Origin of the sequence: Enterococcus sp. 9D6_DIV0238 (assembly GCF_002174455.2) — a bacterium.
In the GTDB taxonomy this organism is placed as follows: domain Bacteria; phylum Bacillota; class Bacilli; order Lactobacillales; family Enterococcaceae; genus Enterococcus_L; species Enterococcus_L dunnyi.
The window spans coordinates 1,405,405-1,428,862 of sequence record NZ_CP147246.1 but is presented as its reverse complement, the minus strand read 5'-3'; the positions used below and the strand labels follow the sequence as shown (position 1 = coordinate 1,428,862).

Annotated in this window: 24 protein-coding genes; all 24 read left to right on the top strand. The window is 38.4% G+C overall.

Going from position 1 to position 23,458, the window contains the following annotated elements:
• The first annotated feature begins 365 nt into the window (after nucleotides 1–365).
• The gene (locus A5889_RS06780) at nucleotides 366–2,234 is read left to right on the top strand and encodes a BglG family transcription antiterminator (protein WP_087641536.1); all 1,869 of its coding nucleotides are present in this window, start codon (nucleotides 366–368) and stop codon (nucleotides 2,232–2,234) included.
• 5 nt (nucleotides 2,235–2,239) lie between these two features.
• The gene (locus tag A5889_RS06775) at nucleotides 2,240–2,578 is read left to right on the top strand and encodes a PRD domain-containing protein (RefSeq protein ID WP_087640848.1); all 339 of its coding nucleotides are present in this window, start codon (nucleotides 2,240–2,242) and stop codon (nucleotides 2,576–2,578) included.
• A gap of 90 nt (nucleotides 2,579–2,668) precedes the next feature.
• Nucleotides 2,669–3,022 (top strand): glycine-rich SFCGS family protein, encoded by a 354-nt coding sequence (locus tag A5889_RS06770; RefSeq protein ID WP_069664660.1) that lies wholly within the window; start codon nucleotides 2,669–2,671, stop codon nucleotides 3,020–3,022.
• A gap of 44 nt (nucleotides 3,023–3,066) precedes the next feature.
• Complete coding sequence (locus A5889_RS06765; protein ID WP_087640849.1) at nucleotides 3,067–3,441, top strand: DUF4312 family protein; 375 nt, start codon at nucleotides 3,067–3,069, stop codon at nucleotides 3,439–3,441.
• Nucleotides 3,442–4,224, top strand: a complete 783-nt coding sequence (locus A5889_RS06760; RefSeq protein ID WP_087640850.1) for a DUF4311 domain-containing protein — start codon at nucleotides 3,442–3,444, stop codon at nucleotides 4,222–4,224.
• 27 nt (nucleotides 4,225–4,251) lie between these two features.
• Complete coding sequence (locus A5889_RS06755; protein ID WP_087640851.1) at nucleotides 4,252–4,923, top strand: DUF4310 family protein; 672 nt, start codon at nucleotides 4,252–4,254, stop codon at nucleotides 4,921–4,923.
• Nucleotides 4,924–5,045: 122 nt separating this feature from the next.
• Nucleotides 5,046–6,365, top strand: a complete 1,320-nt coding sequence (locus A5889_RS06750) for a PTS sugar transporter subunit IIC (RefSeq protein ID WP_087640852.1) — start codon at nucleotides 5,046–5,048, stop codon at nucleotides 6,363–6,365.
• Nucleotides 6,366–6,419: 54 nt separating this feature from the next.
• Entirely contained in the window at nucleotides 6,420–6,692 is a 273-nt protein-coding gene (locus tag A5889_RS06745) for a hypothetical protein (protein ID WP_225533537.1), read from the top strand.
• A 34-nt stretch (nucleotides 6,693–6,726) separates the two neighbouring features.
• Nucleotides 6,727–7,815 carry a DUF871 domain-containing protein gene (locus A5889_RS06740; RefSeq protein WP_087640854.1) on the top strand — a complete coding sequence of 363 codons (1,089 nt, stop codon included), beginning with the start codon at nucleotides 6,727–6,729 and terminating at the stop codon, nucleotides 7,813–7,815.
• A gap of 8 nt (nucleotides 7,816–7,823) precedes the next feature.
• Entirely contained in the window at nucleotides 7,824–8,933 is a 1,110-nt protein-coding gene (locus tag A5889_RS06735) for an amidohydrolase/deacetylase family metallohydrolase (protein WP_087640855.1), read from the top strand.
• Nucleotides 8,923–10,017 (top strand): DgaE family pyridoxal phosphate-dependent ammonia lyase, encoded by a 1,095-nt coding sequence (locus tag A5889_RS06730; RefSeq protein WP_087640856.1) that lies wholly within the window; start codon nucleotides 8,923–8,925, stop codon nucleotides 10,015–10,017. The genes A5889_RS06735 and A5889_RS06730 overlap by 11 nt, the downstream gene beginning before the upstream one ends.
• Nucleotides 10,018–10,045: 28 nt before the next feature.
• On the top strand, nucleotides 10,046–10,789 hold the full coding sequence (dagF, locus tag A5889_RS06725) for a 2-dehydro-3-deoxy-phosphogluconate aldolase (protein ID WP_087640857.1): 744 nt from the start codon (nucleotides 10,046–10,048) through the stop codon (nucleotides 10,787–10,789).
• Nucleotides 10,790–11,031: 242 nt separating this feature from the next.
• Complete coding sequence (locus tag A5889_RS06720; protein ID WP_087640858.1) at nucleotides 11,032–12,042, top strand: sugar kinase; 1,011 nt, start codon at nucleotides 11,032–11,034, stop codon at nucleotides 12,040–12,042.
• Between the two features lie 278 nt (nucleotides 12,043–12,320).
• Nucleotides 12,321–13,331, top strand: coding sequence for a hypothetical protein (locus A5889_RS06715; RefSeq protein WP_087640859.1), 1,011 nt, complete (start codon nucleotides 12,321–12,323; stop codon nucleotides 13,329–13,331).
• 18 nt (nucleotides 13,332–13,349) lie between these two features.
• Entirely contained in the window at nucleotides 13,350–13,796 is a 447-nt protein-coding gene (locus A5889_RS06710) for a YaiI/YqxD family protein (protein WP_087640860.1), read from the top strand.
• 156 nt (nucleotides 13,797–13,952) lie between these two features.
• Nucleotides 13,953–15,029 carry a D-alanine--D-alanine ligase gene (locus A5889_RS06705; RefSeq protein WP_087640861.1) on the top strand — a complete coding sequence of 359 codons (1,077 nt, stop codon included), beginning with the start codon at nucleotides 13,953–13,955 and terminating at the stop codon, nucleotides 15,027–15,029.
• Between the two features lie 88 nt (nucleotides 15,030–15,117).
• A complete protein-coding gene (locus A5889_RS06700; RefSeq protein ID WP_087640862.1) occupies nucleotides 15,118–16,485 on the top strand; it encodes a UDP-N-acetylmuramoyl-tripeptide--D-alanyl-D-alanine ligase in 1,368 nt (455 codons plus the stop codon).
• Between the two features lie 331 nt (nucleotides 16,486–16,816).
• Complete coding sequence (cshA, locus tag A5889_RS06695) at nucleotides 16,817–18,352, top strand: degradosome RNA helicase CshA (RefSeq protein WP_087640863.1); 1,536 nt, start codon at nucleotides 16,817–16,819, stop codon at nucleotides 18,350–18,352.
• A 192-nt stretch (nucleotides 18,353–18,544) separates the two neighbouring features.
• Nucleotides 18,545–18,898, top strand: a complete 354-nt coding sequence (acpS, locus tag A5889_RS06690; RefSeq protein ID WP_087640864.1) for a holo-ACP synthase — start codon at nucleotides 18,545–18,547, stop codon at nucleotides 18,896–18,898.
• 100 nt (nucleotides 18,899–18,998) lie between these two features.
• Entirely contained in the window at nucleotides 18,999–20,117 is a 1,119-nt protein-coding gene (gene alr / locus A5889_RS06685) for an alanine racemase (RefSeq protein ID WP_087640865.1), read from the top strand.
• Between the two features lie 15 nt (nucleotides 20,118–20,132).
• Entirely contained in the window at nucleotides 20,133–20,510 is a 378-nt protein-coding gene (locus A5889_RS06680; protein WP_087640866.1) for a type II toxin-antitoxin system PemK/MazF family toxin, read from the top strand.
• 405 nt (nucleotides 20,511–20,915) lie between these two features.
• Nucleotides 20,916–21,617 (top strand): hypothetical protein, encoded by a 702-nt coding sequence (locus A5889_RS06675; protein WP_087640867.1) that lies wholly within the window; start codon nucleotides 20,916–20,918, stop codon nucleotides 21,615–21,617.
• A 33-nt stretch (nucleotides 21,618–21,650) separates the two neighbouring features.
• A complete protein-coding gene (locus A5889_RS06670) occupies nucleotides 21,651–23,006 on the top strand; it encodes a hypothetical protein (protein ID WP_087640868.1) in 1,356 nt (451 codons plus the stop codon).
• 31 nt (nucleotides 23,007–23,037) lie between these two features.
• Nucleotides 23,038–23,448: a LysM peptidoglycan-binding domain-containing protein gene (locus tag A5889_RS06665; protein ID WP_087640869.1), complete on the top strand. Its 411-nt coding sequence runs from the start codon at nucleotides 23,038–23,040 to the stop codon at nucleotides 23,446–23,448.
• Nucleotides 23,449–23,458: the final 10 nt, after the last annotated feature.

The following is a 23,458-nucleotide window of genomic DNA, read 5'->3' as shown; positions in this document are numbered from 1 at the left end:
TAAATATTTTTGTGGAGAAGATTTTATCTATTTATGTTTATAAATACTGTGTAAAAAGAAGACTTCGGTCTTCTTTTTTTATGATCTAATTTGTGCAAAAAAAGAGTATTGCACTTGTTGGTGCAAGAGGGATTTAATAAAAGTTATTATCTGTTGCACTAAATGAAAAAGCCTATGAAACTTGAATTTCTGAGTAGAATACTTTTGTTTACTGAGGTAAAATAACAAATAGAATAAGTTGATTTTTTTTAATAAATAAGAATATTAAGAAAGTTGCACTTGTGTAAGTGCAACTTTTTTGTGTTGTTTGGCAATAAAAATCAAGCTATAGTTCAATTGTAAGGGAAAGAAAGTTGGTGAGCGGTGTGTCTCTGCACTTATCAAAACGCGAAATAAAAATTTTACTGATGCTTTTAGATTTAGAAGAGAGTGTGACGACAAAAGAATTAGCAGATACCTTTCAAGTCAGTGTACGGTCGATCAAATATGATTTAGACAATGTTCGTGAGTGGTTTAAAGAGCAAAAGGTTGAACTACATACGCGTCGTAACAAAGGGATTTGGTTAGATATTCCAGATTCAGAACGTTTAACGTTGAAAAACGAAATCATTGAGGTCGAACGTTTTGAGACTTATCCAGACCAAGAATTAAGAATCAATCAATTGATTTTTCGCTTATTATTAGCCCCCGCACATCTGACATCTCAACAATTGTCAGAGGAGATTCAGGTGAGTCGAAATACGATCATTAGCGATTTAGATCGTGTAGAAGAATTGGTTCTTTCATACGGGCTTGTACTGAATAGGCAAAGCCGTCAAGGGTTTTCGATTGTCGGAGATGAAAGTAAGATTCGTTTGTTGATGGAATACATCACACAAAAAGAGATAACAGAATATGACATTTATCAAATCATGAGCTATTTTGTTCAATCTGGTCAGCAAAAAAAGATGCAGGAAGTTCATGTAGGTGTTCATACGATTTTTCAAAGTATCTACCAAGTCGCTTTGAAAGAAATGACGAATCTGATCGATCCTTCTTTATTCGATCAATTCAATTATGCTGAAATTCTTTCAATTACATTGCGAGTCGCAATCGCAGCATCACGTATGCAGCTGCATCATACAGTGGGCGGCTACAAATTGCTCACGAATCAAAAGGTGTTACAGCAAAAACAAGAGTTGCCGTTTTTACTGATGAAAAAAGTGTTTGATCATTATGAATTACCGTTGTTGGCAGATGAATATTTTTATGTTTACAGTGACGTTTTTGTAGCAAATAATCGGCAAGATATTGTTGGTTTGACTGAGGAATTGATCAAAGATGTGTCAGAAGAAGTCAATTTTCCTTTTTATCGAGATCAGCAGTTGTTCACAAACCTTTTTGCACATTTGTCCTTACGCTTAACGAAAAAACACCTCTACATCAATGAGTACAATCCTTTTGTTGATGACATCAAGGCTAAGTATCCGCAGCTGTTTTCAGCGATCCAACTTGCAAGTCAAAGTGACATTGTCGGTTCGGCATTACTGATCAATGACTCGTTTATCGCTTACATTGCGCTGCATTTTTTAGTAGCATATGAAAAAAATCAGCATGAAATCAATGTTGTCCGAATTGTTTATGTCTGTTCAACAGGTCTTGGTGTGACAAGCTTGATCGAACAAAAAATATTAGAAGAAGTGGCGAATGTCGAAATCGCTGGGTTTGCTTCTGTTTTGAATGCTGTAGACGTGATCGAGGAAAAAAATCCGGATCTCGTTTTAAGTATTTTCCCAATCGAGATCATGAATCGTCCTTTTATCAAAGTCAATCCATTACCGACAGAGGCGGATATCCATAGCATTCAAGAGGAAGTCAATAAAATATTGACACAGACAAAATCTGGAAAAGTTCCTCGTTTGATCCCACGTCATCAAGTGAAAGAAAAACAGGGAATAGAGGCGGAAAGCAGAGATATTTTAGTGCGGATATATGTCATTTATGAAGAATTGCTCAAAGCTTTTGCTGAAAAGCTGACTTGTGAGTATAGAGAAGCATTTTTACTTCATGTGATGTTGATGGTCCATCGTATTACCTTTGATAGTCAGTACGAGAATGAAGGGAATATAGTGAAAGAAACATTGTTGGCACAGCAGGAATTAGTCGGAAAAATCGAACAAATTTTTGCTAAAAACGATTTAATGGTTAATCAAGCAGAAATCACTGCTTTATTGAATTATATACGAGAGGAGTAGCATGCATGAAGGGAACGGATGATGCAAAAAAAATAATTGAGGAAAGTCCATATAGGGTCGAATTGGACGCTTCACTTGAAAAAATTAGTGAGTTGTTGGAAAAACAAGCGATTGAACCAACTGATTTACAATGGACGATCTTGATCAATCATGTGAATGAAATGATCAAACGCTCTAAAGCAAATGAAAAAATGACGGGTGTCGATCCTGCGATGTTTGAAGAGGTATCAAACGAAGCGTTGGAGATTGCTGATCAAGTAGTTCAGCATATTGGTAATTTACCGCAGGACGAAATGTATGTATTATCCATCCATTTTGAATCTGCTAAGCAAAATGAAGCATAAGAAACCAAGGAAGTAAGCAAGATAAAGACGTTCTTATTTTACAAGGACGATGTTTATCTGTTATTAACATAAAAATTGGAGGAATCAATTATGGTAACAGTAGTAATCGCAGATCGTTTAGGAAAAGGCCAAAATGTTGCAAAAGGAGTGGAAGCAGCTGGCGGCAAAGCAGTTGTTGTACCTGGAATGGGTGCAGACATGCGCTTAGGTGATGTGATGCAGCAGGAAAATGCGGATCTTGGCATTTCATTTTGCGGAAGCGGCGGCGCTGGAGCATTGACTGCAGCGACAAAATATGGATATCCGGAACGCCATGGGATGCGTTCGATCGATGAAGGTGTTACAGCGATCAATGATGGAAAAACAGTTTTAGGCTTTGGTTTCATGGATCAAGAAGAATTGGGCAAACGTATCGTTGAAGCCTATATGAAGAAAAACGCTTAATACAACCTGCTGTTTACAGCAAAAAGTTAGGGGAGGAAGTACCGATGGAACAAGTAACAATAAAAAAGAAGCAGGTCATTCAAGTTGAAGGAACAGGTAAGGAAAAAAATCTAGCTTTTGCCAATGCGCTCAATCAAATCCATAATCGAGTCTTAAAAGAGAAAAATGATGTGATCGTACGGATCGAACCTCTGGATATCACTATCCTAAAAGCAGAGCAAGAAACTTTTACGGAATGCTTTCTATTTTTCTTCTTGCCGAGAACACGTGCAGATTATCGCGTATTGCTTGATGTTACAGTTGAAATTACGTTGATCGAAATGGAGACTGTTCCATTCATCGAAAAAAAAGTTTCAGACCCAAATGGTCTTCCTCTTCCCTTTAGAAAAAATAAGAGAATGCATAAGGAGGCAAATTAAATGGATGTGGTAGTTGTTTTACTCAAATCATTATTGATTGGAGGAATTGTTGGTTTTGCAGCAGGTGCTGGCGCAGCAAGAATGTTTCATGCACCAAGTACACAAGGTTTAGGCGCATTTAGAACCCTAGGTGAAATGAATGCCTGTGAAGGAGATGCGGCCAGTCATTTTTCTTTTGGATTAGGCTTCTTCTTCAACGCTTGGGCATCAACTGTGGGTGCGGGAGCTTTTACCCAAGATGTGGATCACCGTGTTATTCCCAACTGGGCAGCAGCGGCATTATTGGTCAAAAATAAAAATGTCGCTGAAACAATGCATAACCCTAAGAAAATGGGGATTTCCGGTGCGCTTGTCGGAATGGTTGTTGTTGCATTTTTAAACACGACAGCTTCAGCAATCCCGGAATCATTACAAGTGACAGCGGTGGCTGTCTTGGTGCCTGCCGCAAATCTATTGATCAATACAGTGATGCCAGTGCTATTCTGGCTGGCTGCAATCGATGCCGGCAAACGTTCCGGACTTTGGGCAACGATTTTTGGAGGGCTAGCAACAATGATCATGGGCAATGCAGTTCCTGGTGTTGTTTTAGGGATCTTGATCGGTAAAGGTGTTGATGAAATCGGCTGGAACAAAGTAACGAAAAGCATGATGGCAGCAGTTATTTTATTATTTGTCTTAAGTGGCTTCTTCCGTGGCTTTGATTTACAGATGATCGAAAGCTTCCGTTTACAAATTCCGAGCTGGCTGCAAAACATGCATGATGTATTTAGTGTTGGCAATTAGTAAAAGACAAAGGAGAGGAGATATATAATGGAAGAAACAGTAGGCGTAGGATTAGAAGAGAAAAAGAATTTTTGGTTTGCTGACTGGTCATTTCCGATTTTAGTTGGGTTATTATCAGCGGGTGTTTTTGCTGGAACGCATATGTATTTTGAACATGGCGTAGGAGCGTTTAATGAAGTAGCGATCGTTGCGATGTTAAAAGCTGGTATGGATGGTGGTTCTTATGGAGCTGCCGCGGCATTTGGTGCTAGCTTCTTATTTGCACGAATTTTAGAAGGTTCACTTGTTGGGATCTTGGATATTGGCGGAGCGATTTTAACAGGAGTTGGGATTGGTGTTCCTGCGATTTTACTAAGTATGAATATTACCGCACCTGTTGAGAATTTTGCTTTGTCATTACTTACCGGGATGGTTCTTGGATTGATTATCGGTGGTATTATCATCATGATCCGTAAGTTTACGATCAATCAGTCTAATTCAACCTTTGGTGCAGACGTTATGATGGGGGCTGGAAATGCTTCAGGACGTTTCTTAGGGCCTTTGATCATTATCAGTGCATGTGGCGCATCAGCACCAATCGGCATTGGTTCGATTATCGGAGCGGTGATTTTCTACGTATGGAAAAAACCGATTGCCGGTGGAGCAATTTTAGGTGCTATGATCTTTGGTGCAATATTCCCAGTAGATTTACCTAGCTAAAAAGAAATAAAGTTGCACTTTTCTTTTGAAAACCGTTTACATTATAATGTTACTATGTTAGTATGAATTTGAAATAATTTTGATTTATTTTATACTAATTTTTTGAACGGAGGACAAAAGAAATGAATGGTTTTGTGTTATGGATGGAGCAGCATCTGATGCCTGTTGCCAATAAGTTTGGTTCACAGCGGCATATGGTGGCGATCAGAAAAGGGTTGATCGCAACGATGCCATTAACGATTGTGGGGTCTTTCTTTACTGTATTTCAAAATATTCCGATCGAGGCATATACGAAGTTTATTACGCCTTATTTACCAGTATTGGATATTCCGTCAAGATATACGATGGGGATTTTAGCGTTGTATGCAACATTTGGGATCGCTTCAGCATTAGCGAAAAGCTATAAGCTGGATTCATTAAGCTGCGGGCTGCTTGCATTGATGGCGTTTTTGGTCACAGCCGCTCCTCCAACACGTGTGATGGAAGATGTGACAGATGTGATCAGTGCAGGGCGCTACATTAATTTGGCTAACTTAGGCTCCGCTTCATTATTTGGCGCAATCGTCACAGCATTGATCTCTGTCGAAATTTATCGTTTCTTTATCGTAAAAAATATTACGATCAAAATGCCTGAAGGCGTTCCGCCAGAAGTATCAAATTCATTTATTGCATTGATTCCGGGTGCAGTGATTTTAATGTTATTCTGGGTGATCCGTCACATTTTAGGTTTTGATTTAAATGGATTCTTAAGTACAATCTTGATGCCGCTGAAAGGAATCTTAGCTGGTAATAGCTTATTCGGCGGACTTCTAACTGTTTTCTTGATTTGCTTTTTCTGGGTATTGGGTATTCACGGACCGGCAATCATGGGTCCTGTCATTCGTCCATTTTGGGATATGTCTATCGCAGAAAATGTGGATGCTTTTACTAATGGTGTCAGCGCAAATAATTTACCGAATATTTTCACTGAACAATTCTTACAATGGTTTATCTGGATCGGCGGCGCTGGGACTACACTTGCATTAGTTGTTTTGATGATGTTTTCAAAATCAAAATATTTGAAGAGTTTAGGTCGTTTATCTTTCCTTCCGGGAATTTTCAATATCAATGAACCGATCATTTTCGGAACACCTATCGTGATGAATCCAATTCTAGGGATTCCGTTTATCGTAGCACCATTAGTGACTACGACACTTTCTTATTTCTTGACGATCAGTAATGTAGTGCCGATGATGATGGCACGTCTAGGATTTGCTTTTCCAGCCCCGATCGCGGCTTGGATGAGTACCAACTGGAGCATTACTGCAGCACTGCTTGTTTGTGTCAATTTCGTGATTACTTTGGCGATCTACTACCCGTTCTTCAAAGTATATGAAAAACAACAATTAGATAAAGAAGCAGAAGAACTAGCAGCAGAGCAAAAAGCAAAAGAAGCTGTTTAATCTAAAAGAGAGGGAGGGTAGTAAAGGAACTACCCTCTTCGGTGTTTAATTATGATGATTTGGTTTATTGTATTTTTCATTGCAAGTCAAATAATGATCGAAAAAAACTGGTTGCCTAAAAAGATTCTTAAGCTGAGATTACTGCCTTTGTGTGCGGTATCGATCGCAATGATTATACTGGCGATCATAGTAGGGATCATGAGTCACTCCCCGATCTTTGTGGTAGGATCGATGACGATCTTATGCGGCTCGCTTATTTCTTGGCGTTACAGAACTTTTGGCGCTGGGGTATTAGAGAAAAATGAAAAATCGGAAGTAAGAAACTAAACAAGAGCAAGTACTTAGAGCGGAGGAAACAGTAATGAAACGAGCGTTAGGTGTATCAGTTTATCCAGACCATAGCGATATAGAAAAGGACAAAGCTTATTTGAAGAAGGCAAGCGAATGCGGATTTTCCCGCATTTTTATGAGTATGCTGGAGGTAACCGAAGGAAAAGAAGTCGTGAAAGAAAAATTCAAATCATTGATTGGTTATGCGAAAGGATTGGGTTATGAAACGATTCTGGATGTAGCGCCGAATATTTTTGATGAATTAGAGATTTCTTACGATGACCTGACCTTCTTTGCTGAAACAGGTGCCGATGGGATTCGTTTAGATGCAGGTTTCGATGGAAATAAAGAAGCAAAATTGACGTACAATCCTTTCGATTTAGCGATCGAGTTGAATATGAGTAACGATGTCGCTTACTTAGACAATATTTTGACTTATGAAGCAAACGTGCCGTTTTTATACGGGTGTCATAATTTTTATCCGCAGGAAGGAACGGCATTGCCTTATGATTTCTTTGAGCGTTGTAGTGTCCGTTTCAAAAAACAGGGAATTCGGACGGCTGCTTTCATCAATTCTCAAGCTGGAGTCATTGGTCCCTGGGATGTAAATGATGGGTTACCAACACTGGAAATGCACCGCCATTTACCTGTAGAAGTACAAGCGAAACACTTATTTGCTACTGGATTGATCGATGATGTGATCATCGGCAATGCGTATGCATCTGATGAAGAATTAGAAGCATTAGGTCAGTTGAATCGCTACCAGCTTGCATTGGCAATTGAATTTACCAAAGAAGCTAGTACGGTTGAAAAAGAGATTACATTGACTGAGCAGCACTTTAGACGTGGCGATATCACAGATCAGGTGGTTCGTTCAACGGAGGTACGTAAAAAATACAAAAATGAAGCGAATCCAGCACATGATAATACACAAGCCTTTCAAATCGGTGATGTTGTCATCGGAAATGATGCGTTTGGGAAATACAAAAATGAACTGCAGATTGTTTTACAGCCGCATACCGATGACCGTAAAAATAAAGTAGGGAAAATAACAGAAGATGAATTGTTGTTATTGGATTTTGTAAAACCCTGGACAAAATTTAGATTTATAGAAAAGTAGGGGATAAAATGAGTTACGACTTAATCATAAAAAACGGCTTGACGATCAATGGTGATCCGATAGAAATAGCTATAAGTGACGGGAAAATAGTAAAAGTGTCGGAAAAGATCGAAGCAGACAGTAAAGAACAGATTGCACTGGATGGACAAACATATGTATCCGCAGGCTGGATCGATGATCATGTTCATTGCTTTGAAAAAATGACCTTGTACTATGATTTCCCGGATGAAATCGGTGTGAAAAAAGGCGTAACGACAGTTATTGATGCCGGAACGACGGGCGCTGAAAATATTCATGAGTTTTATGATCTTGCCAAACAAGCGAAAACCAATGTCTATGCCTTGGTCAACATCTCAAAATGGGGCATTGTTGAGCAAGATGAATTAGCTGATTTAAGCAAAGTGAAAGAAGAACTGGTTCATAAGGCACTGACAGAATTACCAGATTTTGTGGTAGGGATCAAAGCAAGAATGAGTAAAACTGTGATTGGTGAAAATGGGATCACACCTTTGGAGATGGCTAAAAAAATTCAAAAAGAGAATAATGATCTGCCGTTGATGGTGCATATTGGCTCTGCTCCGCCTGAATTAGATGAAATTTTAGCACATATGACTAAAGGGGATGTTTTGACTCACTGCTTTAATGGCAAACCAAACGGCATTTTGGACAAAGAAAGTGATAAGATCAAAAATTTTGCATGGGCTGCTTATGATAAAGGGGTCGTTTTTGATATTGGTCACGGTACAGACAGCTTTAATTTCCATGTAGCAGAAACTGCGCTAAAAGAGGGGATGAAGGCATCTTCGATCAGTACCGATATTTATATTCGTAACCGTGAAAATGGGCCTGTCTATGATTTAGCCACAACGATGGAAAAATTACGTGTCGTAGGCTATGAGTGGCCGGAGATTATTGAAAAAGTCACAGATGTACCAGCTAAAAATTTTCATTTTGATACAAAAGGTCATCTAAAAGAAGGCTACGATGGTGATATCACGATTTTCACGATTGAAGAAGGACAAAAAATATTGACTGATTCAAATGGTTTCACACGAGAAGCAAAAGAATTGATCACACCAGTAAAAACAATCATTGGAGGCACAGTTTATGACAATTAGCTATGAAAAATTCAATCTAAAAGAAGTCATCAATGCATCCGGAAAAATGACTATTCTGGGTGTGTCAAAAGTTTCCGAAAATGTCTTAGCTGCTCAACGCTTCGGTGGAGAACACTTTTTTGAAATGAGTGAGCTGAGTATCCAAACAGGGGCTTATCTAGCTAAGCTATTGAAGGTGGAAGATGCACAGGTCGTTTCTTCTGCTTCTGCAGGAATCGCTCAAAGTGTGGCGGCGCTGATCGGTGAAGGCTCTGTGTATCATGCGTATCATCCTTATACCGATAAAGTGACCAAACGGGAAATCATTTTACCCAAAGGACATAATGTCGATTATGGTACGCCTGTCGAAGTGATGGTGGAACAAGGCGGCGGTCATGTGGTCGAAGCTGGCTATGCCAATATGTGTACACCAGAGCATATTGAAATGATGATCACGGAGCAGACAGCGGCGATTTTATACATTAAAAGTCATCACACTGTTCAAAAAAGTATGCTAAGCGTAAAAGAAGCGGCAACAGTCGCACAAAAACACAAACTGCCGTTGATCGTTGATGCAGCGGCGGAGGAAGACTTGTTCAAGTATATCGAAGCTGGCGCTGATCTAGTGATCTACAGCGGCGCTAAAGCCATTGAAGGACCAAGTGCTGGTCTGGTGATCGGTAAAAAAGACTACATCGACTGGCTACGTCTGCAAGGCAAAGGCATTGGTCGTGCTATGAAGATCGGTAAGGACAATATCTTAGGTTTCACTCAAGCTGTAGAAGATTACGTGAAAAACGGCAGTGAATCCGGTGAGTCGATGCAAGCCCGACTAACGCCTTTCATTGAAGCCTTGAATCAAATAGATCATATCAAAGCAAGTATCGTTCAAGACGGTGCAGGACGTGATATTTACAGAGCAAGCATCAAAGTGACAGGTGCTAAATCAGCAAAAGAAGTCATCCAAGCGTTAAAAGCGGAAAGTCCCGCTATTTATACCCGAGAATATCAAGCTAACAACGGGATCATCGAATTCGATATTCGTTCGGTCAACGAAACAGAAATGAACAAAATCGTGACTCGTTTAACAGAGATCATGAACTAAATCACTTATATAGAGGAGAGAATTAAACATGTCATTAACCCCAAATTATTTAGAAGACCGTATTTGTTTGAATGTATTAGCCAACTCAGTAGAAAACGCCAAAGCATGCTATGAAGCTGCAGACGGCCACGTGATCTTAGGTGTATTATCTAAAAACTATCCGACAGATGAAGCTGCGATCGAAGATATGAAAAAATATGCAGCTGAAACAAACAACGCTTTATCCGTTGGTCTAGGTGCAGGAGATCCAAATCAAAGCCAAATGGTCAGCCGAATCTCAGCAGAATTACAACCACAGCATGTCAACCAAGTTTTTACAGGAGTAGGCACTTCTCGTGCTTTACTAGCTCAAAATGACACGATCGTCAATGGTTTAGTATCTCCAACAGGGAAAGTTGGGATCGTGAATATCGCAACAGGCCCGCTAAGCTCACAAGCACCAGCAGGAGAAGTACCGATCGAAACAGCGATCAAATTACTTCAAGATATGGGCGGCAGCTCGATCAAATATTTCCCAATGAAAGGTTTAGCACACATCGAAGAATACAAAGCCGTAGCAGAAGCCTGTGCAAAATATGATTTTTACTTAGAGCCTACAGGCGGGATCGATTTAGAAAACTTTGAAGAAATCGTTCAGATCGCAGTTGATGCAGGTGTTAAGAAAATTATTCCACACGTTTACAGCTCGATCATCGATAAAGAAACGGGCGACACTAAACCAGAAGATGTGAAGACCTTACTAGGCATGATGAAAAATACGTTGAAAAAATAAACGCGCAATGAACTTGTTCGACACTGATCGAAAAATGGAAAGAGAGCGGGTCAAAACTAAAAATCAGTTTTGATTCGCTCTTTAAACCCAAATAAACGGTGAATAAAAACAGCTCCTTCTTATTTCTCGGAGTGAAGCACTTTTATCTTATCTTCGTATGTTGAACATTTAGTTTGGCATACGATGGGATTCAAATTGAGTGCTGTCTTAGTTCATAACGCTGGAAAGTAGGCAAAAACAGAATGAAAATAGCGGCTTTTGGTGAAGTGATGATGCGTTTAACACCGCCCGAATATTTAATGTTGGAACAAACAAAAGAGTTACGTCTGGATTTTACTGGTACAGGTGTCAATATTCTAAGTAATTTAGCTCATTTTGGCTGTCAAACAAGTTTGATCACAAATCTGCCGGATAATCGCTTAGGTGATGCGGCTAAAGCAAGTATTCGTCAACTAGGGATTCAAGATCACTGGATCGGCAGTTTTGGCGATCATATTGGTTCTTATTTTGCAGAGATGGGCTTCGGTATAAGACCGACACAAGTAACCTATCAGAATCGGCGGAGCAGCTCATTTGGAAAAAGTGATGCGGAGGCTTATGATTTTGCTTCGTTTCTAGAAGAAATTGATCTAGTGCATATTTGTGGGATTGCCTTGAGTTTGACGGATGAAACCCGTAACGCAGCTTTTGATTTAGCTAAAAAGGCTCATGAAAAAGGAGTAAAAGTCTGTTTTGATTTTAACTTCCGTCCTAGCTTGAATGAAGAGCATGGAGTTTTATTTATGCGGGAACAATATGAGAAAATTTTACCTTATTGTGATCTAGTTTTCGGCAGTCAACGTGATTTGACCGATTTGTTAGGAATGGAATTGACGGAGTCTCTAGCACCTTCACAGCAGTTTGAAGTGATCGTTCATGAATTTATGGCTAAATACGGCATTGCTCATTTTGCTGGAACTTTCCGCCAAAGTGAAGGAGACAAACATTATCTGTCAGGATTTTTAGCTGACTCTGAAACCGTTGTTCAAGCAAAACCAAGAGAAATCATCAATTTAGATCGAATTGGTGCTGGAGACGGTTATGCAGCTGGTATTTTACTTGGTGTTGTTGAAAATTGGTCTTTAGAGAAAAGTGTGGCGTTTGCGACAGCGAATGGTGTTTTAGCTCATACGATTCAAGGAGATGTGCCATTAACCACACGAAAACAAGTAAAACATATCATGGAGCATCCGACGATCGATCTGATTCGTTAGTGAAGTATTTGAGGATAAGAGGAAGCCTTTCTTGTATAGGACTGCATTCCTACTTATTAAATTTTTAGAGCACCATTCAAAACGGATATTTCGTTCTGAACGGTGCTCTTTTAATCTAGTCTTTTTTTCATTATAATAAGATAGAAATGATAAGTCTCTAAAGTAATATAGCGAAACCATTTACGGATAACAGATAAATTGTTATGCTTAGGAGGCGAGTGCTGTTGAGACGTGACATGTTCGTATGAAAATAAAACTGGCTACAGGAGGAGATCGATATGACCGATGAAAATATTTGGAAAGCTCTGAACGATGATGTTTTAAAAGATAGTATTCGCAAACGACCAGGTATGTACATTGGCGGAATTGGTCCAACTGGTTTGGAAAGTATGGTATTGCAAGTCTTAGATCATCTATTGCAGTTAGCTGTAGATATACAGCAGGCTGAACTATCTATTGAATTATCAGAAAAACAATTTATCTTTTCTTTTTTCAGCAAGAAAGGCTTACTTTTAAATAAACAGCCGGAAGAACAATATACACCGCCTTATCTATTTTTATCCGTAGTAAATGCCTTATCTGAGCAGTTGGGGTTTGGTGTGGAAAAATTAGGGAAGCGTACGATCCAGATCTATCAAAATGGTGAACTGAGCAAAAAAGCATTGATTCCTTCTGAGGATGAGGGACAGCGGATCGAGCTGGCGTTTACCCCCGCGGAAACTTTTTTCGGCGATAAGCAATTATCTTATTTTATTTTATTTAATCGTTGTCAAGAGTTAGCGATGCTAAACAGCGGCTTGACGATTTCTCTGACAGATGGGAAGAAACAGAAAAATTATTTCCACTATAAAAAAGGTCTTGAAGAATATATTTTTCAAAAGGATGACAGTATCACACGAGGCAGTACACCTCTTTCGATCAATACAGTCAGTGAGGGGGTAACGATTCAGGCAGTTATTTCAAAAAATGGGTCAACAAGTATCAAAGATAGCTTTGTCAATGGCCATTTTCCTGCGGACGGCGGGACTCATTTAGATGGATTTATCGATGGAACAGTAGATGCAGTTAATCAGTTTTTGAAGGAAACAAATCGTCTGCAGTATTTGACTGCAGAAAATTTTCCTGAACGTTTTGATATAGTATTATCGATTCGCTTGAAGCGTCCAAGATATACAGGGGCAGTCAAGAAAAAAATCAGAAACCCTGAACTATATAAAATCGTTAAAGAAGCTGTTTTTGCTGAAGTTGCTACTTTCTTAAAACGTCATCCAAGCTGGTATTTGAATTAATGAAAAGAAGGAAAGTCCATGAAAATTTTTATTGATGGTGATGGCTCACCAGTGAAAGATACAGCCATTTCAGTTGCGCAGATGTATGAGATCGAGGTTGTGATCGTGACAAGTATCGATCATTATTCATTAAAAGAATATCCAAAAAATGTTTCTTTTACATACGTTGATAAAGGAGCAGATGCAGCAGATTACAAAATCGTGCAATTGATCAAATCTGGAGATATATTAGTGACACAAGATTATGGTTTGGCTTCATTGGTTTTACCTAAAGGCGTGCGTGTGTTACATCAAAGAGGCACTGAATATACAGCAGAGACGATCGATGGGCTGTTGGAGCAGCGTTACTTTAGTGCAAAGGTTCGTAAAAGCGGCGGGCGTACGAAAGGGCCAAAACCATTTACTCAAATAGATCGAGACGCATTTAGACAAAAATTGATCACATTGCTTGAAGAAGTTGTTTAAGGAATGAATAAGGCATTGGGAAAAAATGTCTTATTTTTATTTATTTCGCTATTTGTTTCTATTCGGGTTGCGGGTTTTATGCTAAAATATGAAAGAGCAGTTTTGCCTGTTTTTTTAAATCTATGAATATATGAAGAATTTTAGGAGGAAGAGCATTTGAAGATTACTTTGCTATATGGTGGGAGAAGTGAAGAGCACGATGTTTCGATATTATCTGCCTATTCTGTTTTAAATGCGATTTATTATAATTACTATCAAGTTCAACTGGTTTATATTAGTAAAGCGGGTGAGTGGGTCAAAGGACCATTACTTTCAGAAAAGCCAGAGAGTGAAGAGGTCTTGAAATTAACTTGGTCGGACAGTGGCGAAGTAGACAAATGGGGAGAGTTCACAGGGAAAGTTATCCTGCCTTGCGAAATCAAAGAAGAAGATACGATCGTTTTCCCGGTACTTCATGGCCCGAATGGCGAAGACGGAACTATCCAAGGCTTTTTAGAGACGATAGGAATGCCGTATGTCGGCGCTGGTGTTTTGGCTAGTGCCAATGCAATGGATAAGATCATGACCAAATATCTACTGCAAACAGCTGGAATTCCGCAAGTTCCTTTTGTACCAGTATTGAAAAGTAATTGGAAAGAAAATCCTAAGAAAGTTTTTGAGCAATGTGAAGGCTCATTGATTTATCCTGTTTTTGTGAAGCCGGCAAATATGGGATCAAGTGTAGGGATCAGTAAAGCTGAAAATCGTGAAGAACTGCAAAATGCTTTGGAAGAGGCATACCGCTATGACTCTAGAGCGATCGTTGAGCAAGGGATCGAAGCGCGTGAAATCGAAGTAGCGATTTTAGGAAATGAAGATGTGCGGACGACCTTGCCGGGAGAAATCGTGAAAGATGTTGATTTTTATGACTATAATTCAAAATATATCGACAATCAAATCACTATGCAGATTCCAGCTGAAGTCCCAGAAGAAGTTCATCAAAAAGCACAGGAATTTGCTAAAAAGGCCTATACGATCTTAGACGGCAGTGGCTTAAGCCGATGTGATTTCTTTTTGACTAGTAAAAATGAACTCTTTTTGAATGAGTTGAATACAATGCCGGGATTCACAGAATTTAGCATGTACCCGCTATTGTGGGAGAATATGGGTTTGAAATATAGCGATCTGATCGAAGAATTGATCCAGTTAGCTTTGAACCGCTTTAAGCAAAGACAAAGCTTTTACGAAAGATAATAACTTTAAAGGGAGGGGGTAAAACGTTGGACGTCTTATCTCAGCCCTTTTATAGTGAAGAAAGCAATTGCAGGAAGGAAAAAAATCAATGAAACTAACTTTTTGGGAGGCAGCAGAAGCTGTCAAGGCAGAAAATGATTGGAAGCAATGGGCAGATTTTGAATTGACAGGACTTGAATTTGATAGTCGTTTGATTACAGCGGGGAATTTATTTGTTCCTTTAAAAGGAGCGAATGATGGACACTCATTCATCTCAAGTGCCATAGAAAAAGGAGCAGGGGCTGCTTTTTGGAGTAGAGTAGATGATGTACCTGTTGAATTACCTTTTCTTAAGGTTTCTGATACGCTAAAGGCAATGCAGGATCTGGCTGTTTACTACTTAAAGAAGATGACACCAACAGTAATTGCAGTGACTGGAAGTAATGGAAAGACAACAACAAAAGATATGACAGAAGCTGTTTTATCTCAACAATTCAAGACGTATAAAACACAGGGGAATTATAATAATGACATCGGTCTGCCTTATACTATTTTACATATGCCCGATGAAACAGAAAAACTGATTTTAGAAATGGGTATGGATCATGCACATGAAATTGATTTTCTCTCAACATTAGCTCAGCCGGAAGTTGCTGCGATCACAATGATCGGTGAAGCTCATATCGAGAATCTAGGTTCAAGAGCTGGAATTGCCCAAGCAAAAATGGAAATCACTGCAGGCTTAGATAAATCAGGTTTATTGCTGATACCAGCTGAAGAGCCGTTATTGTTACCTTTGATCAATGGATTGCCTCAGACGATCAAGACCTTTGGTTGGCATGATGCCGACTGTCAGGCTGAAATCGTCACGGAACAAAAAGAACAAAGTACGTTTAAAATAAAAGGCTCCGATACATTGTTTACGATACCTGTTCCAGGTAAATATAATATTGGGAACGCTCTGATCGCGATTAGTATTGGCCAGTGGTTCGGTCTTGCAGAAGAAAAAATCCAAGCAGGTTTAGCAAACTTCAAGCTAACAAAAAATCGAACAGAATGGTTGAAAAATCAACGATCTGTTGAAATATTGAGTGACGTTTATAACGCGAATCCAACTGCGATGAATTTAGTTTTAGATAGCTTCAGCCAAATGGCGACTTCTGGAAAACGTGTAGCAGTTCTGGGAGATATGCTGGAATTAGGTCCTGATTCCGCTGCGATGCATGCTTCTGTCAGTGAACATTTAAATCCAAAGGAAATTGCTGAAGTTTTACTTTATGGGACTGAAATGAAGGCATTGTACAATACGTTGAAGAAAAACTATCCTGAAAATAAAGTCCATTACTTTACTAAGGAAGAAAAAGACAGCTTGATCGATACACTGCAATCAATCCTAAAAGCTGAAGATATGGTTGTCTTAAAAGGAAGTAATGGTATGGGCTTAAATGAAGTTGTGGAACAATTGATGAAAAGTTAGCAAGCTTTCATAAAACTTGCTGAAAACGCAAAACTATGCTAAAATAACCTATTGCCGAAAGATCGAAGTAAAGTAATGGAATACGCTTCTATAATAAGAAGGAATTCTATTTATAATAAAGATTAAAAAAGCTGAACGACGTCGTTTGGCTTTTCTAGTGCCATTGGCTTCATAAGGTGGATTTTTCGGTAACGCTGATCAGAAAATAAAATAGACCTATGTTGAAGGTCTACAAAGCGGAGGAACATTTTCCCATCAGTGAAAGTCAAATCACCTGTAACAAAGGAAGAAGTATTTCTTCTGAAACAAACATTTATTAGGAGGATCTCATTTGAAATTTAGAGAACTAGGCTTATCACCAGAATTATTGTCAGCAATCGAGCGTTCAGGATTTGAAGAAGCAACACCCATCCAGGAAGAAACGATCCCATTAGCAATCGAAGGAAAAGACGTTATTGGACAAGCGCAAACAGGAACAGGTAAGACAGCTGCTTTTGGTTTACCGATGCTGCAAAAAATAGATACATCAAACCGTGTATTACAAGGAATCGTAATCGCTCCTACACGTGAGTTAGCAATTCAAACACAGGAAGAACTTTTCCGTTTAGGTCGCGATAAAAAAATTCGTGTTCAGGCAGTTTACGGCGGAGCAGATATCGGTCGTCAAATCCGTGGACTGAAAGATAATCCACATATCGTTGTCGGAACACCAGGACGTTTATTGGATCATATCAATCGTCGTACCTTAAAATTAGAAACAATTGAAACACTTGTTTTAGATGAAGCAGATGAAATGTTAAACATGGGCTTTTTAGAAGACATCGAAAAAATCATTTCTAAAATTCCATCTGAGCGTCAAACACTGCTATTTTCAGCAACAATGCCGCCTGCAATCAAAAATATCGGCGTTAAATTCATGAAACAACCTGAGCACGTAAAAATCAAAGCAAAAGAAATGACTGCTGATTTGATCGATCAATACTATGTACGCTCAAAAGATTTTGAAAAATTTGATATTATGACTCGTTTACTAGATGTACAAACACCAGAATTGACAATTGTTTTTGGTCGTACAAAACGTCGTGTAGATGAATTGGCACGTGGGCTTGAGGCGCGTGGTTATAAAGCAGAAGGTATTCATGGCGATTTGTCTCAACAAAAACGTATGAGCGTATTGCGTTCATTTAAAAATGGTAGTTTAGATATCCTAGTTGCGACAGATGTGGCTGCTCGAGGCCTAGATATTTCTGGTGTGACTCATGTTTACAACTACGATATTCCGCAAGATCCTGAAAGCTATGTTCACCGTATCGGCCGTACAGGCCGTGCTGGTAAAGGCGGTATGTCTGTTACTTTCGTTACACCAAACGAAATGGGCTACTTACATGTCATTGAGGATTTAACGAAAAAACGTATGACACCATTACGTCCGCCAAGTGAAAAAGAAGCTTTCAAAGGGCAACTAGGTGCTGCAATCGAGACTGTTGAAGAAAAACTAGAAGAAAACGGCTTGGAAAATTATTTACCATCAGCTGCAAATCTTTTAGAAAAATATTCTGCTGAAGACTTGGCTGCATTATTACTAAAAACAATTTCTAAAGACCCATCTGATGCTGTACCAGTAAAAATCACCCCAGAACGCCCATTACCTTCAACTAAAAAAGGCTTCAACAAAAATAGCCGTGGTGGCGGTAATAATCGCAACCGTAACAAAAATGGCGGATATCGCGGCGGCAACAAAAACAATAAAGGTACTGGCGGCGGTAACAGTAATCACGGTGGTTACAACAAAAATAAAGATAACCGTTCAGCCAAAAGACATAATGATAAAAAACGCAGCTTTGTTATTAGAGACAATTCAAAATAATAAAACTACGAAAGCTGAAAAATAGAAATAAACCATTTCTATTTAATCATTTAATAAATTTCGTTCAGGTGCAGCAAGGCGTTTAAGCTTTGTTGCATCTTTTTATTAATTTTTCAATTATTGTGTGGAAAAATTGCTAAAATTTGATAGAATAAGAGTGATTTATAAATTATAAAAAGAGGGCTTGAAAGAATGATCAAAGGAATTGGTATAGATATGGTGGAACTTTCAAGAATCGAAAAAATTATTACACGCAAGTCTTCTTTTGTGAACAGAGTTTTAACTGAAAATGAACAAGCTCTTTTTGAAGAACTGCCTCATAAGCGTCAAGTTGAATTTTTAGCGGGTCGTTTTGCTTGTAAAGAAGCATTCTCCAAAGCTTGGGGGACTGGCATTGGAGCAGTCGGATTACAAGATATCGAAATCTTGAAAGAAAAAAATGGCGCCCCTAAAGTGACGAAGTCGCCACATGATGGGCAGGTATTTGTATCTATTTCACATACGGAAACTAGCGCAGTGGCACAGATAATATTAGAATCCAGCTAAATATTTTTAGCATCCACTGAATAAATAGCCTTAACAAAGAAGGAAATAAAAACGTTATTGTTTTATTTTTTGTTCGACTATAAAAGAAAGAAGGATACATATGGTTGTAGGATGGCATCGTCCAACCAAGTTAGTGATTGACACACAAGCAATAAAGCAAAACGTTCGTAATGAAATCAAGCGAATGCCCAGCAGAACAGAATTATTCGCTGTTGTAAAAGCAAATGGATACGGTCATGGTGCGATCCAGACAGCAAAAGCTGCTATTGAAGGTGGCGCGACAGGATTTTGTGTAGCTGTTTTAGACGAAGCAATCGAATTACGTGAAGCTGGTATTACAGAACCGATCCTTATTTTAGGAGTTGTAGATACTTTTTACATAGACTTGCTGCTAAAGTATGACCTCTCAGTTACCGCGGCAACCCAAGAATGGTTAGAGCAGGCGAAAGAGCAGTTGATTCATCTGCAAGCAAAAACACCATTGAAAATACATATAAAAGTAGATACGGGAATGGGACGTATAGGGTTTACTTCACCAGAAACGGTTCAAAAAGCAGTAACAGTGGTGAAGTCTGAAAAAAGAATGCTGTGGGAAGGGCTATTTACCCATTTTTCAACAGCTGATGAGAAAGATACTGGCTACTTTCAAAAGCAGGAGCAACGATTTAAAGAAGTTCTAGCTGTTTTAGATGAATTACCAAGATATGTTCATACTAGCAATAGCGCTACAGCATTTTGGCATCCTGAGCATGCAGGGAACATGATTCGTTTTGGGATTGGACTATATGGATTAAATCCTTCTGGTCATGAGCTGACAGAGGTTTATCCACTAAAACCAGCATTATCCTTAGTATCAGAGCTGATACAGGTCAAGGAACTTCCAGCAGGAGAAGGCATTGGATATGGCAATACGTATACAACGACTGAAAATGAATGGATCGGAACGGTCCCCATCGGTTATGCAGATGGCTGGTTGAGACATTTAACTGGCTTTTCAGTACTGGTAGAAGGAGAAGCGTGTGAAATCGTTGGTAGAATTTGTATGGATCAATGTATGATCAGATTGCCAAATCAAGTTGCAGTTGGAACAACAGTGACATTGATCGGGCACGATCATGGGAAAGAGATCACTATGCAGATGGTGGCTGATAAATTAGAAACGATCCATTATGAAGTTGCATGTACTTTTTCTGAGCGCTTGCCAAGAGAGTACAAATAGAATAGGAGGTTTCAAATGGTCAAAAGGGGTGACATATATTTTGCAGACTTATCCCCTGTCGTAGGATCAGAACAAGGGGGAGTACGTCCAGTACTAGTCATACAAAATAATTTAGGTAATCATTTTAGTCCGACCATCATTGTCGCAGCAATCACGGCAAAAATGGCGAAGCCAAAATTACCAACACATATAGGGATCAATTCTGAGGAAACCGGGATTGAAAGAGATTCTGTCATTTTATTGGAACAAATACGTACGATCGATAAAATACGATTAAAAGAAAAAGTTTGCCATTTAGGCATTGAAGTCATGAACTCTGTCGACCGTGCATTGGGCGTTAGTGTAGGAATTCATGAAGAAGAACTAGAAGAAAATCTTGGTACATATCGTTGAGCATGTCATACATTCTCAAAGGAAAACATAAAACAAAAGTCACATTTGTTGAAAGTAGATACTTAGATGAGCCATCGGAGAAAGCGTAGGTCAAACTCATTAGAACAAGCTGTTATTTTAAGCTCATCCACAATAGTAAACAAAAATATAAATAAAATAAAAGAAGAAAGAGCATTTGAAGCCAATCAAGTGCTTTTCTTTTGTTAAATTAATAAAGAAATACTAAAATTTTCTAGATAGGTTCTTGTTTTATTGACAAATGTCAGAGTTTATAAAAAAAAGTTGGCAATAACGCGACGTAATGTTACAATAAACTATGTATAATTGGGTAGAAAGTGGGTAACTTTCAAAAAAATAGATAAATATAGTGTTTTTTTATTAAGGAATAGAAGGAGTTTATATTTGATGACGATTTTTATGTTTGTATTAACAGTACTATTGTTTCTTTTTTTCAGTTATCAGTTGTATGTTCGTTTCCAGTTGGAAAGCTTAGATTCTGATAGTCCAAAAATGAAACGCAAGATAAATTTTTATAAGCATCAGGAAAATAATCGTTCACTATTATTTTTAATGATCGCAGCAATTATTTTTTGTTTAATCTTGTTAGGTATCTTGTATAATCAAAATACTTTGAGAAAAGATAATAAGGACTTAGAATTTAAGATAGAAGAAATTTCAGATGCCAGAGGTGTAACTTCTGGCACTGGGATCGAAAACTATAAAGAAAATACGCTGAAATTAGGTGAGTTTTCTTGGAAAAAAGTTATAGAAAGTCGTGATGCAAAAACATTAGACAACTATGAACTTCAATTTATGAGAGAATGGCAACCCTTTTTCGGAGAATCAAATGTAGCGATCATGATCAGTCAAAAAACAGAAACAATGACTATTGCAGTTTTTTCAACAGTACTAACTTATAGTGATTTCCAAACGGCAGAGAAAAATGTTGAAACCTTTATCAAAGAATTACAGCCGGTAAAAGAAATCACAATGATTGATTTCACCTTTACATATCGAGATAAATCAAGCAAGCTATCCAAACAATCTATTGTTTATTCAAGAAATACGAAAGAAGACAATTTAGAAAAAGTTGCATTAGACAAGTAAGAGTAAGAGAAATAAAAGACGGGGTGTACACGCATGGCAAAAAGACGTTTAATAAAAAAAATCAATGAGGTTTCTGAAGAAGAATTATCGCAGGATGTAGACTTCAATTCAGAACCAGAGCAACAACCAACAACCGTTAGAACGACAGCAAACAGCAGTCTGATAACAGAGCAGGAACAAGAGATCACACGCTTGAGAGAGCTGATCGAAGAATACAGAATGCAGGAAGAAGAATTTGAACAAAGTAAAGAAGAAAACTTCCGCTTGTCTCAACAAAACAAACAATTAGTCCATAAAGTTGAAACCAATCAAAGTGAGCTGGATGCTTTAAAAGAGCAAAATGATGAGTTGGCAACACAGCTGAATCAAAAAGAAACAGAACTGTTGGAATTAGAAGATGTGAATGAAGCATCTGACGGAGCAGAAGAAATCGCTCGTTTAAATGCACAAATCAGTGAACTGAAAGATGAGAATGCTAAAGGTCAGGAACGTATCGTTCAACTAGAATCAGCATTACTTGAAAAAGAAACAGAATTAGAAACACAAATCACTAAAAAAGAACAAGAAATCAACCAATTACAAACAGAATTAGCTGCCCGAGGAACAATCGGAGAAAAACAAGAAGCATTGGAGACGGTGAAGATGGAATTAGAATCATTGAATGAAAAACTTCAAACTACTGATAAAGAAAATCAAGAATTGACACAAAAACTTGCTGATCTTCAAGAAGAAATGCGTCGTTTACAACAAGAAAATCAAGAATTGAAAGACAAAGAAATTTCTTTAGCAGTAACGAATGATTCTTCTGTTGATAACAGCCGTGTTGAAGAACTGAAAAAAGAATTAGAAGCAGTCTTAAAAGACAAAAGTGAATTAGAAACTAATCTAGGTCAAATTCAAGGATTGAATGATAAATATTCTATCCAGAAGAATGTGTTTGAATCTGAATTAGCTGTTTTAAGAAGCAACTACAAAGAAAAAGAAGAAGAGCTTGAAACCTTAAATGCAGAATTAGAAGCAATGCGCAGCATGTCAGCAACTGGCGAAGTAAAAGGTGACCAGCTTGCAGAACTGCTACAAGCGAAACAGCAAATCAACGATCTACTATTGAAAAACCAATCTCTTCAAGAAGAAGCTTTGAAATCACAACAAGAAATCGGTGAAGTAATGGTTTCTGCGAAGAAAGAAGCAAATAGAATCATCAATGAAGCGCAAGTTGAAGCAAAACACATGATCAACTCTGCTGAATTAGAAATGCTGAACATCGGTAACCGCGCGAAGAATATTTCAAATGAAGTTGAAGAGTCTAAGAACGAAGTGATGACGATTTATCGTGAATTAGAAGAACGTCTAAGTAAGTTATCACGTTTAGATAAAGCGAATAACTAATCTATATAGATGAAGTGAGAGGAGGAACAATATGAAAAAACATAGCACTAAAAATTATCGTTTGTTATTGGTTTTTTCAGCATTATTGTTTAGTACAGCAATTTACTTCTTATCTAGTTCATTGATTTTAGGCGCCTCACCAGGAGGAAGTACGCCAGTTACTGCGGATAGTCAGCCTGTAGCGCCTGCTTCTGTTCCAGAAACAGCTTCATCAGAAACAAAAGTAGAAGCGCCGACGCCTACTGCCGTATCGACGGAACCTCCAGCAGAATCTACTGCTGAAAGTAACGTGCAGGATTCGGAAGTATATGTCGTCAAAAGTGGACAGACACTGTGGGAAATTGCTCAGGATTCAGGTTTATCAATCCAAACATTAATGAATGAAAATCAACTTAGCAGCAGCGTCCTGATTGAAGGACAGGAATTAGTATTCGGTAGATAATATGTTATGG

Coding starts and splice junctions, on each gene's coding strand:
- alr (WP_087640865.1), top strand. CDS start 18,999: ATGGTTGTAGGATGGCATCGTCCAACCAAGTTAGTGATTGACACACAA.
- A5889_RS06755 (WP_087640851.1), top strand. CDS start 4,252: ATGGAAGAAACAGTAGGCGTAGGATTAGAAGAGAAAAAGAATTTTTGG.
- A5889_RS06750 (WP_087640852.1), top strand. CDS start 5,046: ATGAATGGTTTTGTGTTATGGATGGAGCAGCATCTGATGCCTGTTGCC.
- A5889_RS06675 (WP_087640867.1), top strand. CDS start 20,916: ATGACGATTTTTATGTTTGTATTAACAGTACTATTGTTTCTTTTTTTC.
- A5889_RS06720 (WP_087640858.1), top strand. CDS start 11,032: ATGAAAATAGCGGCTTTTGGTGAAGTGATGATGCGTTTAACACCGCCC.
- A5889_RS06665 (WP_087640869.1), top strand. CDS start 23,038: ATGAAAAAACATAGCACTAAAAATTATCGTTTGTTATTGGTTTTTTCA.
- A5889_RS06775 (WP_087640848.1), top strand. CDS start 2,240: ATGAAGGGAACGGATGATGCAAAAAAAATAATTGAGGAAAGTCCATAT.
- A5889_RS06715 (WP_087640859.1), top strand. CDS start 12,321: ATGACCGATGAAAATATTTGGAAAGCTCTGAACGATGATGTTTTAAAA.
- A5889_RS06765 (WP_087640849.1), top strand. CDS start 3,067: ATGGAACAAGTAACAATAAAAAAGAAGCAGGTCATTCAAGTTGAAGGA.
- A5889_RS06745 (WP_225533537.1), top strand. CDS start 6,420: ATGATTTGGTTTATTGTATTTTTCATTGCAAGTCAAATAATGATCGAA.
- A5889_RS06730 (WP_087640856.1), top strand. CDS start 8,923: ATGACAATTAGCTATGAAAAATTCAATCTAAAAGAAGTCATCAATGCA.
- A5889_RS06760 (WP_087640850.1), top strand. CDS start 3,442: ATGGATGTGGTAGTTGTTTTACTCAAATCATTATTGATTGGAGGAATT.
- A5889_RS06700 (WP_087640862.1), top strand. CDS start 15,118: ATGAAACTAACTTTTTGGGAGGCAGCAGAAGCTGTCAAGGCAGAAAAT.
- acpS (WP_087640864.1), top strand. CDS start 18,545: ATGATCAAAGGAATTGGTATAGATATGGTGGAACTTTCAAGAATCGAA.
- A5889_RS06680 (WP_087640866.1), top strand. CDS start 20,133: ATGGTCAAAAGGGGTGACATATATTTTGCAGACTTATCCCCTGTCGTA.
- A5889_RS06770 (WP_069664660.1), top strand. CDS start 2,669: ATGGTAACAGTAGTAATCGCAGATCGTTTAGGAAAAGGCCAAAATGTT.
- A5889_RS06670 (WP_087640868.1), top strand. CDS start 21,651: ATGGCAAAAAGACGTTTAATAAAAAAAATCAATGAGGTTTCTGAAGAA.
- A5889_RS06710 (WP_087640860.1), top strand. CDS start 13,350: ATGAAAATTTTTATTGATGGTGATGGCTCACCAGTGAAAGATACAGCC.
- A5889_RS06740 (WP_087640854.1), top strand. CDS start 6,727: ATGAAACGAGCGTTAGGTGTATCAGTTTATCCAGACCATAGCGATATA.
- dagF (WP_087640857.1), top strand. CDS start 10,046: ATGTCATTAACCCCAAATTATTTAGAAGACCGTATTTGTTTGAATGTA.
- A5889_RS06735 (WP_087640855.1), top strand. CDS start 7,824: ATGAGTTACGACTTAATCATAAAAAACGGCTTGACGATCAATGGTGAT.